We start from the raw sequence: 12,364 nt of genomic DNA, 5'->3' as shown, positions 1-12,364 counted from the left end.
ATAAAGTACTCCTATGAATCTAACCGAAATTAAACAGCTTTCAGCAGCTAAGCTAAGCGAAATGGCGAAAGAAGCAGGCCTGGATGATGCAGCTCGAATGCGCAAACAGGATATTATTTTTGCAATTCTTAAAAACCACGCGAAAAGCGGCGAAGATATTTTCGGAGATGGTGTTCTCGAAATCCTGCCCGATGGTTTCGGTTTTTTGAGAAATGCCGGTTCTTCATATCTAGCAGGCCCTGACGATATTTACGTTTCGCCCAGTCAAATTCGCCGCTTCAGCTTACGCACTGGAGATACGATTTCCGGTAAGATTCGCCCACCCAAGCACGGTGAAAGATATTTTGCGTTACTGAAAATAAATGAAATTAATTTCGACAGCCCAGAAAACGCTAAAAACAAAATATTATTTGAGAACTTGACCCCGCTTCACCCTGACGAGCGAATGGTGATGCAGCGTGGAAATGGATCAAGTGAAGATATGACCGCCCGTGTCATCGACTTATCTGCCCCGATTGGTAAAGGCCAAAGAGCCTTGGTGGTTTCGCCACCGAAAGCCGGTAAAACCATGATGATGCAGAACATTGCACAATCAATTACCGCCAATTATCCAGAATGTGTGTTAATTGTATTATTGATTGATGAGCGCCCTGAAGAAGTAACAGAAATGCAGCGCTCAGTAAGAGGCGAAGTGGTCGCTTCAACTTTCGATGAACCAGCTAGTCGCCACGTTCAAGTTGCAGAAATGGTCATTGAAAAAGCTAAACGGTTGGTCGAACATAAAAAAGATGTTGTTATCTTACTCGACTCGATTACCCGATTAGCGCGTGCTTACAATACAGTTGTCCCCTCTTCCGGCAAAGTATTGACTGGTGGTGTTGATGCCAATGCATTGCAAAGACCCAAGCGATTCTTTGGCGCTGCAAGAAACATCGAAGAAGGCGGTAGCTTAACCATTATCGCAACCGCATTGGTTGATACAGGTTCAAAAATGGATGAAGTCATTTACGAAGAGTTTAAAGGAACCGGTAATATGGAACTTCACCTTGACCGGAAAATTGCCGAAAAACGCGTATTCCCTGCCATTAACTTTAATCGCTCCGGTACGCGTAAAGAAGACTTGCTAACAACCCCTGAAGAGCTGCAAAAAATGTGGATACTCAGAAAGATCATTCACCCAATGCAAGAAATTGAAGCGATGGAATTCCTGGTGGATAAACTCGCCCTCGGTAAAACCAACGAAGAATTTTTTAACTCCATGAAGAGAAAGTAGACTGCTAAAGTCATGCTTTCTTCATCAGTCAAATATAAAGACCTAAGAGACTTTTTGGATCATCTTGAGCAGCAAGGTGATCTCAAAAGAATTTCCGCTTCCGTTGATCCAAACCTGGAAATGACAGAAATTTCTGATCGGGTTTTACGAGCAGACGGACCCGCACTGCTATTTGAAAACCCAAAAGGATTTGACGTTCCCGTATTGGCTAATTTATTTGGCTCGACACGCAGAGTCGCCGCAGCCATGGGTTGTGAAGATGTCTCCCAATTAAGAGAAGTCGGCAAACTACTCGCATTTCTTAAAGAGCCGGAACCACCAGAAGGACTCAAAGACGCCTGGAACAAAGCGCCGCTTTTCAAACAAGTGCTCAATATGGGCCCTAAGCTCGTCAAAAAACCAGAATGCCAGTCAGTTGTTTTTGAAGCAGATGAAGTTGATTTACACAAAATTCCTGTTCAAACCTGTTGGCCTGGTGACGTTGCACCATTGATTACCTGGGGGTTAGTCGTTACCAGGGGGCCTAATCAAAAACGTCAAAATCTGGGAATTTATCGGCAGCAGGTCATTGCTAAAAATAAAGTCATCATGCGGTGGCTATCTCATCGTGGCGGCGCGTTAGATTTTAAAGCCTGGCAAGAAACCCATCCAGGAGAACCTTTTCCGGTAAGCGTGGCATTGGGTGCCGATCCGGCGACTATTTTAGGCGCAGTAACACCTGTTCCCGACTCGTTATCGGAATATGCTTTTGCAGGTTTGCTTCGTGGCGAAAAAACTCGAGTGAGTGAATGTCTTTCTAATGACCTTCAAATTCCTGCAAGTGCAGAATATGTATTAGAAGGCTTCATTTATCCAGGCGAAATGGCGCCCGAAGGGCCTTACGGTGATCATACTGGTTACTATAATGAAGTAGAAGAATTCCCTGTTTTCACAATAGAAAAAATAACCAGCCGAAACCAACCTATTTATCACTCGACATACACCGGTAGACCGCCTGACGAACCAGCCATACTTGGCGTTGCGCTCAACGAAGTTTTTATTCCTCTTTTACAAAAACAATTTCCGGAAATTATTGATTTTTATTTACCGCCCGAAGGATGCTCTTATCGTCTCGCGGTAGTGACCATGAAAAAACAATATCCGGGTCATGCTAAAAGGGTGATGTTAGGCGTATGGAGTTTTCTCAGACAATTTATGTATACTAAATTTGTTATCGTCACTGATGACGATGTCAATGCGCGTGACTGGAATGATGTTATCTGGGCAATCACAACTCGGGTTGATCCTAGCCGCGATACAACACTCATTGATAATACGCCAATCGATTATCTGGATTTTGCTTCTCCGGTGTCTGGTCTCGGCTCTAAAATGGGAATCGACGCAACCAACAAGTGGCCCGGCGAAACTAATCGCGAATGGGGAGAATCAATAGAAATGGACGAAAAAACCAAGCAGCGTGTTGATGAAATCTGGCCTAGTTTAGGGTTGTAAAAAATTTAAGCTTACACAAGAAAATACGATGAATGAATTAAACTGTACAACCACTGAAATTAAACAGCTAACGGATCAGATTTATCGAATTAGAATTCAACCTGAAAAGGGTAACCTGTTTGAGTTTAAAGGTGGTCAGTACCTCTATTTGTTAATGCCAGATGGAAAACGCATTCCACTTTCTATCGCGAGCGCGCCTGAACAAAAAGCATTTATCGAACTACACATTCGATTAATACCTGGCCATGATTTGGCGGCGGACATGCTAAACCTTTTTAAAACTGCCACACGCCTCCATATTGAAGGCCCTTACGGTGAGTGCTTTCTCAAGCAGGGAGACAAAGACTTAGTAATCATAGCCGGTGGCACAGGATTTTCACCGATGAAAAGTTTACTCGAAAGCGCTTTGGCGCAAGGCACCTCGAGAAAGTTATCCTTATATCTAGGGGCCCAGGCCTCATCCGATTTATACCAATCGGAGATCATTAACGAATGGAATCACGGACAATGTCAATTCACCTATATCCCTGTTGTTTCGGAAACTGACAAAAACTGGACGGGAGAGACTGGGTTTCCACACGAAGTTGCACTGGCACAGCTAGGTGAAAAATCCTCAGAGTGTGAGTTTTACGTTAGCGGTTCCGAAGCAATGGTGATGAATGTCTATCAATCCCTGGTAAAGGCCGGCGTACCTAAAGATCAAATTCATTCAGACATTCTTGATATAAAACGAGAAATGGGGCAACTAATATAAAAAAACCGGCAATGCCGGTTTTTTTTTCAGAAAATTAATCCTGACCGTTTAAACTAAATAACCTCAGGTTAAATTGCTTAATGGCTATATTTGGCAAGAATTTTTTGATATTCGCCATTCTGTTTTAACTTGGCCAGTGCTTTATTAAACGCATCCACAGTCTCCTGTTTGACACTTTTTTTACTAAACATAATGGCAACATCACCACTATGAACCTCCAGTGGATGTTGTTCAATATCATCTTGAAGGCCTTTACGCTTGATAGTATACGCGGCCACAAATGGATCTTCTAAAAAGCCGTCAATCTGATTTTGTACCAGGTTATAATAGTTCACTTCAGTGGTAGGAACGCTGACAAATTTCCCCTGATAGCTTTCATTGTCTTGAAGCTCACTAACCTGCTCACCATAAATGTAATCTTGCGTAACGCCAAGTCGAAAATCGCCATCTAGCAATTGTTTTAAATTAAGCTCAGAATATTTACCAGACTCGCCTTTTCGAACATAAAGAATAAAAGACTCATGGCGGTAGTTGTCGGAAAAGTGGGCGAACTTTTCTCGCGCAGTGGTCCTTGAGGCGCCACCTAGCATATCAATACTTCCATTGCGTATTCCATTAAGCAGATTCATCCAGTTTTTCTGAACGAAATTAAGATCACAGCCAGCCTCTTTTGCCATTGCGCTAACGAGATCAATTTCCAACCCTTGCACTTTGTCGTCGGGAGTCAGGTATTGATAGGGTTCCCAAGGATCCCACCCCATATTTAATTGGCATTTTGCAGCAATAATACTTGGTTTAGCTGCTTCTTTCTTTACTTGCGGTTTTTTAGGCTCAGGAGCTTCTCCACAGCCAGCCAGGACTAAAACAAAACAACTTAATAGGCCGAATAAAAGCTTTCTTTTCATCCTGTTCTCCGTTGTTGGTGGGTGAGTGTGACCTATCTTAAGTGTAGTCCAGCTAAGGCATTTTCACCTTTCATTTTGAATAAAAAATTGGGTTTTTAGATATCATAAGGCCACGTTCAAATTTAGAATTTGAGATATTCAGATTAATTCTCGTATTCCTGGTTTGCTGATCCGTGTTACTCAGGTTCAACTCACCTGAATAACATCAAGATATTTAGAATGGCAAACCCATATCGGAAGAGGGGTTCAGGTAAAAGGGTACTTTTTATCAAGCTGAGTGATTAGTAAAAATATTGGCGAGTATTCACTTACTAACGACTTTTCAGGAAATTGCTTTGCAGATATAAAACGACAAGAATTTTTACAAAAAAAGGCGCTAACAGCGCCTTTTTTAACCATATTATTTAAAGAGACCGGGCTCTAGTTTAAGATCAGCTCATCGCAGATTTAAGCTTTTTCATTGCATTCTTCTCAAGCTGACGGATTCTTTCCGCCGAAACCTGGTATTTTTCAGCTAATTCCTGCAAAGTTGACTTGTCATCGTTAAGCCAACGAGAAGCGAGGATATCCTGGCTTCGCTCGTCCAATGTTTGCATAGCATTGCTAAGCTTTTGCTGGTGAAAATCTTCCCAGTTTTGCTGCTCTAATGTTTGAGCAGGGTCGCTTTCAGGCGCTTCAAGATACGCTGCTGGCGCGAAACTGCTCTCTTCATCGGCATCATTAGGCAAATCAAAAGCAGTATCCCTTGAGTTCAAACGGCTCTCCATACGGCGAACTTCAATTTCCGAAACGCCTAAATCTTCTGCAACCACTTTAACTTCATCATTACTTAACCAATTAAGGTTTTTCTTAGCACTTCGAAGATTAAAGAACAATTTGCGTTGTGCTTTAGTTGTCGCAACTTTCACAATCCGCCAGTTTTTAAGTACAAACTCGTGAATTTCCGCTTTAATCCAATGAACCGCAAACGAAATCAATCTAACGCCAACGTCTGGATCAAATCTCTTTACCGCCTTCATCAAACCAACATTACCCTCCTGGATGAGGTCGGCTTGCGGCAAACCATAACCGCTGTAGCTTCGAGCGATATGAACAACAAATCGTAAATGTGAAACAATGAGTTCACGAACGGCATTAAGATCGCCTTCATCACGATAACGCGTAGCGAGTTCGTTTTCTTGCTCGGCTGATAATACCGGTACCGAGTGTATCGCAGTAACATAGGATTCAATGTTACCTTGCGGCACCGACATTGATAATGTAGCTAATGCTTTGCTCATAATTCATACCTTCTTGCTGTTTTAGCAAGTAATAGCGAAAGTAACCTTATTACTTTCAAATGAAATTTCGTCCTGATAATACTGGGAAAAACCCAATACAGATTCCTATAATTGCCTGCTAGTTTAGCACTCTATATTCAAGAGTGCTAATTTTTTAGCACTTTCGGTATAAGAGTGCTAAAAATAACGAAAGTTTCCTTAAGAAACAATTTGTTACAGCTTTCTCATAGGTCTATTTATAGACCTCGAAGCCACCGAAAAGTTACTAATTTAGAGATGTTTTTATGAATAATTAGGCAGAAAAATGCGTCAAATGCCAAAAATGACACTGTGCCGGGCTAATTATCGAGGCTCAATCTGTCGAATGTGTCGACCAACGCTCAACCATGAACCTAGCAATCCCAATACACAGCTTGCTGAGATTAACTGAAAGCTTTGCAGCCAACCAAGACCACTAATGCGAAATTGGCTTTGATAAAGGCCCGCCAGGTTAGCCACGGGATCTTGCAACCATAACAATGAAATGGTGAGAATTAGCCAGCAAGTAACGCCCGATAAGAGTCCATACCAGAAACCAGTATATAAAAAAGGGCGTCGAATAAACGCATCAGTCGCACCAACCAACTTAACAACTTCTATTTCTTCGCGTCGATTCTGAACAGATAAACGGATAGTGTTTCCAACAATCAACAAAACAGCTAGCGCCAGAGCCACCCCCAACGCCGAAGCTGCTTTTTCAGCCAATTGCAGCATTGCATAGAGTTTACGCACCCAATCTAAATCTAATTGGGCCAACTCGACTTCACGGTAGGTCTTAAATTGCGACAACATAATTTCAGAAGCTTCCGGCGAAGCGTGGGAAACAGCAGGCTGAACAACCAGCACAGGCGGCAGCGGATTACTATCAAGCTGCTCAATTGCCTCGGCAAATCCAGAATGCTGTTTAAAGTCATCTAAAGCCTGCTGTTGAGTAATAATGTTCACATTGGCAACACCCGGCTCTTGACTAACTTTATCTGCTAACTCAAGTAACTTCGATTGCGAGAGATCAGATTTAAGATAAAGTGAAATTCGGCTTGCGCCATCCCAATTTTCTGACAAAGACTTACCGTTTTCGAGCAGGATTTGCAATCCAGCTGGTAATGCAAGCGCAATCGCGATTACCAACACTGTCATAAAGTTAGAAATCGGATTAGCCAAAATATCAAGAATGCCGCGCCGCGCTTCAATTTTATGCAATCGAACGAGCATATTCAGGCGAGCACTTAAAGTCGCTCCCTGAGACAAACTGGCGCCGGTAAGTTGGTCGTTACTCACTAGCGACCTCCTCAGAATCCTGCTCAAGGCTATCGACCTGATCTTGAACCAGTCGGCCCTCTTTCATTACCAGAGTTCGATAGTGCATTTGGGCAATCAGGCTCAAGTCATGTGAGGCGATCAAAAGGCTCACGCCAACCTGGTTGAATTGCTCGAAAAGGTGCATGATTTCGGCGGAAAGCTCAGGGTCAAGATTACCGGTTGGCTCATCGGCGAGCAATAACGGCGGTTTATTCACAACCGCACGGGCAATCCCTACTCGCTGCTGTTCTCCCCCTGACAGCATTATGGGGGAATGCTTCTCTTTTGAGAGTAAACCAACCTTGTCTAAGGCAGCTCTGACTCTGCGGCCGATTTCTCGATGGGGGTAGCCTTCAATCATTAAAGGAAGTGCGACATTATCAAAAACCGTTCGATCAAATAACAATCGATGATCCTGAAAAATCATACCGATATTTCTGCGGACGCCTGGAATCTTTCTTCTACTAGTACGATTCAGGTTTTTGTTATTAACAACGACTTGCCCTGAAGTCGCGCGCTCCATCAGACAGATGAGTTTTAATAAAGTGCTTTTTCCAGCGCCGGAATGACCCGTCAAAAAAGCCATTTCACCGTCAGCAAGTTCAAAATTAACCCGCTTTAGTGCTTCTTGGCCATTTGGATAACGCTTGGAAACCTCTGCAAACTCTATCATCTATTTACCTGGTTATTATTTTTATAATCGACTACAGCTATTAACGCGTTGTTTGGCGTCCGATTTATTGTTCCAAGTAGCGGCAAGCAAATGATTATTGTTCAAATAAAGCCTCAATAAAATCCGCCGCATTAAAAGCGCGTAAGTCCTCTTTACTTTCCCCTACCCCGATATAGCGAATCGGTAATTTCATCTTGTCTGCTAAAGCAAACACAACACCGCCCTTGGCTGTACCATCTAACTTAGTGATAGTAACACTATTCAACGCGACAGACTTATTGAATTCCGTCGCCTGTACCAGTGCATTTTGCCCAGTACCGGCATCCACGACTAGCATTACTTCATGCGGCGCGGTTGCATCAACCTTTCCCATCACCCGTTTAACTTTACTGAGCTCTTCCATCAAATTGCTTTTGTTATGCAACCTTCCGGCAGTATCAGCGATGACGATATCAATATTACGGGCCTTTGCGGCTTCAACCGCATCATAAATCACCGACGCACTATCGGCCCCTGTATGTTGCGCAACAACCGGAACTTGATTACGTTCGCCCCAAGCCTTTAACTGCTCGACTGCCGCAGCACGGAAAGTATCACCCGCAGCTAACATGACTGAATTTCCCTGTGCTTGGAATTGGTGGGCTAACTTTCCAATCGTCGTTGTTTTACCCACACCGTTAACGCCAACCATTAAAATCACAAATGGAGAATCTTGCTGTGGAATATTCAGTGGAGCCTGTACAGGCTCAACAATTTCTAACAGAAGCTCTTTTAAACGCTGGGTTAACGCGCTGGTATCCTTAAGCTCTTTTCGATTGGCTTTGTCGGTCAAATCTTCAATAATTCTGCTAGTGGTATCAACGCCGACATCGGCCATTAACAGCAGCGTTTCAACTTCTTCAAGGATATCCTCGTCAATTTCTTTTTGCCCGAGAACTAGATTCGCAAGTCCCTCTGAAAATTGTGAGCGGGTTTTCGACAGGCCTTGCTTTAGTCGCTGGAAGAAAGAAACTTTCGGCGTCTTCGTGGGTTGCTCTGCAGGCGTTTCTACTTCACTTTGAGCTGGAGGAATTTCCGTTTCTGCGTTCTCAGTTACACTCGAAATCGGTTCTTTGACAGATGAGCTCTCATCCGCTGATAGTGTGTCTTCAGTTACAGGAAGCTCGCCATCAGGTTCTTTAGAAGCGACCTCTTGTTCTGACGGCTCTTCTGATTTGGTACTTTTTTTGCCACCAAACCAGCCAAACAGCCCCTTTTTCCCCGGTGATTTGTCGGACATGTATTTCACTTCCACCTACAGATTAAAAACTGGCGATATGCTACCACTTTATCCTTTGTCCGACTATATCCACCTGGTGACTATTATCAAGCAACAGCGCATTATTCAGACGGCGGCTTCTCAGGAGGTTGCCAAAGTTCGACTTTATTTCCATCAGGATCAATAAACCATCCAAAATAGCCATATTCGCTTTTTTCAGTGTCAGCCATGATTTGGCAGCCGCTAGGTTTCAGTTGTTCAAGCATGGCATCCAGATCATCAACCATCAGATTGAACATATAATCTTTGCTACCGGGCATGAAATATTCAGTCTCTTGCTTGAATGCTCCCCATACCTGATAGCCGTTCTCTGGAATAGCCTCTGGCTTAAAACTCATGCCATAAGGAAAAGCCATCTCCATATTCAGCCACTTTTGGTACCACTTGGCCAAGTTTTCAGGGTCTTTTGATTTAAAGAAAACGCCACCTAAACCGAGTATTTTAGCCATGCTTAATTCCTTTGTTCTCTGGTAGAAGCAAAAAACTTAGTTGAAATCAGCGGGCTAAGCAAGATGATTCAATTCACAAAGAGATAACAATCTAAATTTTAGATTGTTTTAGTAAAAAGAATATCCTTTTTTTTGTTTGTTTATGACGGTATCCTTTCCCTGTTATTTAAATCCACAATGTTGTTAGGGTTATTCATATGCCTTTTTATATAAAGCAGGGAAAAATTCCGTCAAAACGCCATATCACTTTTTACCGTGAAGATGGTGAGCTATATCGTGAAGAATTGTTCTCTACACACGGATTTTCCAATATTTACTCAAATAAATACCACCACAATATGCCAACTAAGGTTTTACGGGTAGAGCCTTATGAAGTTAATCACGGCAGAGAGTGGAAAGATGCATTATTGCAAAACTACAAAGTTCATACTCAACGTTGCGAGAGTCAGGGTAACTTCTTTACAGCAAGACGTAATCAGGTATTCAACAATGACGTGGCTATGTACACTGCAAATGTTACCGAAGATACTGACGACTTCTACCGAAATGCTTATGCCGATGAAATCATTTTTGTCCATGAAGGCACTGGGACATTAACCTCTGAATACGGCAATATCGAAATAAAAAAATGGGATTATCTGATCGTACCTAAGGGAACAACTTATCAACTCAAGTTTGATAGCTATGACTCAGTTCGATTATTTGTTATCGAGTCACCAACGATGGTATCAATCCCCAAGCACTTTCGAACACCAACAGGACAACTGCTTGAGAGCGCTCCCTATTGTGAACGGGACATTCGCACACCGGAACTTCAGGAAAAGACTGTCGAAAGAGGCGAATTTTCCCTGATTATCAAGTACGGTGAAAAATACCAGAAAAACATTTTAAAATGGCACCCCTACGATCTAGTCGGTTGGGACGGTGCTTGTTACCCTTGGGCATTCAATATCGACGATTACGCCCCAAAAGTTGGAAAAATTCATCTTCCACCAAGTGATCACTTAGTTTTTACCGCTCATAATTTTGTCGTCTGTAATTTTGTGCCAAGGCTTTATGATTTTCACCCAGAGTCAATTCCTGCGCCGTATTATCATACGAATATCGACAGTGAGGAAATTCTTTACTATGTTGAAGGAGACTTTATGAGCCGAACCGGCATAGAGCCAGGCTCAATTACACTGCACAAAAAAGGTGTTCCTCACGGCCCGCAGCCAGGAAAAACAGAAGCATCAATTGGCAAGAAAGAAACTTATGAATATGCAGTAATGGTTGATACATTTAATCCATTAAAAACCACCAACCATTTCCACGACTGCATGGAACAAGATTACAACCAAAGCTGGTTAGAAAATTAGTTTACCGGAGATTAATAATGACTGAGAATGTACAAGAAAATCCACTGAAGTTACGTGGCATCAGCTTCACCGAATTTTGTTCAGAAGATACAAAATTCATGCATGATGTTTTTATGGATTTTGGCTTTTCGAAAATAAAAAAGCATAAAGGAAAGGATATAACTTACTACAAGCAAAACGATATCCACTTTTTACTTAACGCCGAGAAAAAAGGCTTTTCTGCTGAATTTACCAAAGCTCATGGCCCAGCAATTTCTTCAATGGGTTGGAAAGTTGACGACGCAGAATTTGCTAAAGCTGAAGCAGTAAAACGCGGTGCAAAACCAGCTGAAGAAACTGATTTTCCATACCCTGCAATCTATGGCATTGGTGATAGTTTAATTTACTTTATCGATCAGCATGAAGGCGAAAACTCTATCTGGAATTCAGCGTTTGAAGATCTGGATGATCCAATTATTCAGGAAGATAAAGGGTTTATCGAAATCGATCATCTGACCAATAATGTTTATAAAGGAACGATGGAAACCTGGTCTAACTTTTATAAGCAAGTATTCGGCTTTGAAGAAATTCGTTACTTTGATATTAAAGGTGTTAAAACAGCATTATTGTCTTACGCACTTCAAAGTCCGTGTGGCACCTTCTGTATTCCAATTAACGAAGGGAAAGATGACAATAACAACCAGATTGACGAGTATCTTGATATTTATGATGGTCCCGGCGTTCAACATTTAGCGTTTAGAACTCGCGATCTAGTTGCTTCATGCGACGCGCTAAAAGGCTCGTACATCGAAACTCTGGATATTATTCCTGAGTACTACGACACTATTTGGGAGCGGGTTCCTTGGGTAAAAGAAGACAAGGAAAAAATCAAACAGCATCAGATCCTTGTTGACAGCCAGGCTGACAATACTTACCTGCTTCAGATTTTCACGAAAAATTTATTCGGTCCAATTTTTATCGAAATGATTCAGCGTGAAAATGACCGAGGTTTTGGTGAAGGTAACTTTCAGGCGTTGTTCGAATCGATCGAAAGAGATCAAGAAAAGCGCGGCGTAATCTAAGTTAACCTAGTTTACGACTATAAAAGGGCTGATTTTTTCAGCCCTTTTTATTCTCACCCCAAGATTGCCGAATTCAATTTTTACTTAAAACCTGGCAAAGTCTCAATTACTTTTCGCCTGAGTTAAGCCCACCGGATTTTTTTCTGGATCTTCAATAACTGCAAATTTCAAATCACCATATTGCATCGGTGGAATGCGAATATTAACACCAAGAGACTTAGCTTTTTCAACATAGGCCTCAACGTCATCCACTTCAATGTAGATGGTTATTTCCGCCCTTCCCTCGGGTTCATGTCTAATACCTGCTGTTAGTTCGCCTTCGGTTTCAATATCATAGTAATCGAATGTTGGAATATCACGACGAGTAATATTCCAATCAAAAAGATCGCCGTAGAACGATTTTAGTTTTCCGCCATCAATACCGGCGATATCAACATGAGTTATTTTAGCCACCCGATGCCTCC

The 12,364-nt window shown here is 42.3% G+C and carries 12 protein-coding genes; 5 read left to right on the top strand and 7 right to left on the bottom strand.

What is annotated here, in order from left to right; translation table 11 throughout:
- Positions 1-13 precede the first annotated feature (13 nt).
- Genes rho through FLL46_RS03655 form a run of 3 tightly spaced genes read left to right on the top strand, consistent with a single transcriptional unit; the run spans position 14 to position 3,518 of the window.
- A complete protein-coding gene (gene rho, locus FLL46_RS03665; RefSeq protein WP_142892088.1) occupies positions 14-1,273 on the top strand; it encodes a transcription termination factor Rho in 1,260 nt (419 codons plus the stop codon).
- A gap of 12 nt (positions 1,274-1,285) precedes the next feature.
- Entirely contained in the window at positions 1,286-2,764 is a 1,479-nt protein-coding gene (ubiD, locus tag FLL46_RS03660) for a 4-hydroxy-3-polyprenylbenzoate decarboxylase (RefSeq protein WP_142892087.1), read from the top strand.
- Positions 2,765-2,792: 28 nt separating this feature from the next.
- Positions 2,793-3,518, top strand: a complete 726-nt coding sequence (locus FLL46_RS03655) for an NAD(P)H-flavin reductase (RefSeq protein WP_142892086.1) — start codon at positions 2,793-2,795, stop codon at positions 3,516-3,518.
- 77 nt (positions 3,519-3,595) lie between these two features.
- Here FLL46_RS03655 and FLL46_RS03650 read toward each other — a convergent pair whose 3' ends face one another.
- The 6 genes from FLL46_RS03650 to FLL46_RS03625 form a co-directional block, all read right to left on the bottom strand.
- A complete protein-coding gene (locus tag FLL46_RS03650; protein WP_142892085.1) occupies positions 3,596-4,423 on the bottom strand; it encodes a substrate-binding periplasmic protein in 828 nt (275 codons plus the stop codon).
- Positions 4,424-4,854: 431 nt separating this feature from the next.
- On the bottom strand, positions 4,855-5,703 hold the full coding sequence (rpoH, locus tag FLL46_RS03645; protein WP_142892084.1) for an RNA polymerase sigma factor RpoH: 849 nt from the start codon (positions 5,701-5,703) through the stop codon (positions 4,855-4,857).
- Between the two features lie 342 nt (positions 5,704-6,045).
- On the bottom strand, positions 6,046-7,020 hold the full coding sequence (gene ftsX, locus FLL46_RS03640; RefSeq protein ID WP_142892083.1) for a permease-like cell division protein FtsX: 975 nt from the start codon (positions 7,018-7,020) through the stop codon (positions 6,046-6,048).
- Positions 7,013-7,714, bottom strand: coding sequence for a cell division ATP-binding protein FtsE (gene ftsE / locus FLL46_RS03635; protein WP_142892082.1), 702 nt, complete (start codon positions 7,712-7,714; stop codon positions 7,013-7,015). The genes ftsX and ftsE overlap by 8 nt, the downstream gene beginning before the upstream one ends.
- A gap of 94 nt (positions 7,715-7,808) precedes the next feature.
- Positions 7,809-8,993, bottom strand: coding sequence for a signal recognition particle-docking protein FtsY (gene ftsY / locus FLL46_RS03630; RefSeq protein ID WP_142892081.1), 1,185 nt, complete (start codon positions 8,991-8,993; stop codon positions 7,809-7,811).
- Between the two features lie 101 nt (positions 8,994-9,094).
- Positions 9,095-9,481: a VOC family protein gene (locus tag FLL46_RS03625; RefSeq protein WP_142892080.1), complete on the bottom strand. Its 387-nt coding sequence runs from the start codon at positions 9,479-9,481 to the stop codon at positions 9,095-9,097.
- Between the two features lie 197 nt (positions 9,482-9,678).
- On the opposite strand from FLL46_RS03625, the gene FLL46_RS03620 reads away from it, so the two are divergent.
- Entirely contained in the window at positions 9,679-10,839 is a 1,161-nt protein-coding gene (locus FLL46_RS03620) for a homogentisate 1,2-dioxygenase (RefSeq protein WP_142892079.1), read from the top strand.
- A gap of 17 nt (positions 10,840-10,856) precedes the next feature.
- The gene (gene hppD / locus FLL46_RS03615; protein WP_142892078.1) at positions 10,857-11,900 is read left to right on the top strand and encodes a 4-hydroxyphenylpyruvate dioxygenase; all 1,044 of its coding nucleotides are present in this window, start codon (positions 10,857-10,859) and stop codon (positions 11,898-11,900) included.
- A gap of 102 nt (positions 11,901-12,002) precedes the next feature.
- On the opposite strand, the gene FLL46_RS03610 is transcribed toward hppD, so the two are convergent.
- Positions 12,003-12,353 (bottom strand): VOC family protein, encoded by a 351-nt coding sequence (locus FLL46_RS03610; RefSeq protein WP_168204033.1) that lies wholly within the window; start codon positions 12,351-12,353, stop codon positions 12,003-12,005.
- Between the last annotated feature and the right edge of the window lie 11 nt (positions 12,354-12,364).

The organism is Aliikangiella coralliicola (genome assembly GCF_007004725.1).
Lineage (GTDB): Bacteria > Pseudomonadota > Gammaproteobacteria > Enterobacterales > Kangiellaceae > Aliikangiella > Aliikangiella coralliicola.
The sequence above is the reverse complement of the archived record's forward strand: the minus strand, read 5'-3'. Positions and strand labels throughout refer to the sequence as shown.

Excerpts from the sequence above, each read along its gene's own strand:
- hppD (WP_142892078.1), top strand. The coding sequence starts at position 10,857 with ATGACTGAGAATGTACAAGAAAATCCACTGAAGTTACGTGGCATCAGC.
- FLL46_RS03625 (WP_142892080.1), bottom strand. The coding sequence starts at position 9,481 with ATGGCTAAAATACTCGGTTTAGGTGGCGTTTTCTTTAAATCAAAAGAC.
- ftsE (WP_142892082.1), bottom strand. The coding sequence starts at position 7,714 with ATGATAGAGTTTGCAGAGGTTTCCAAGCGTTATCCAAATGGCCAAGAA.
- ubiD (WP_142892087.1), top strand. The coding sequence starts at position 1,286 with ATGCTTTCTTCATCAGTCAAATATAAAGACCTAAGAGACTTTTTGGAT.
- FLL46_RS03620 (WP_142892079.1), top strand. The coding sequence starts at position 9,679 with ATGCCTTTTTATATAAAGCAGGGAAAAATTCCGTCAAAACGCCATATC.
- rho (WP_142892088.1), top strand. The coding sequence starts at position 14 with ATGAATCTAACCGAAATTAAACAGCTTTCAGCAGCTAAGCTAAGCGAA.
- FLL46_RS03655 (WP_142892086.1), top strand. The coding sequence starts at position 2,793 with ATGAATGAATTAAACTGTACAACCACTGAAATTAAACAGCTAACGGAT.
- FLL46_RS03650 (WP_142892085.1), bottom strand. The coding sequence starts at position 4,423 with ATGAAAAGAAAGCTTTTATTCGGCCTATTAAGTTGTTTTGTTTTAGTC.
- rpoH (WP_142892084.1), bottom strand. The coding sequence starts at position 5,703 with ATGAGCAAAGCATTAGCTACATTATCAATGTCGGTGCCGCAAGGTAAC.
- ftsY (WP_142892081.1), bottom strand. The coding sequence starts at position 8,993 with ATGTCCGACAAATCACCGGGGAAAAAGGGGCTGTTTGGCTGGTTTGGT.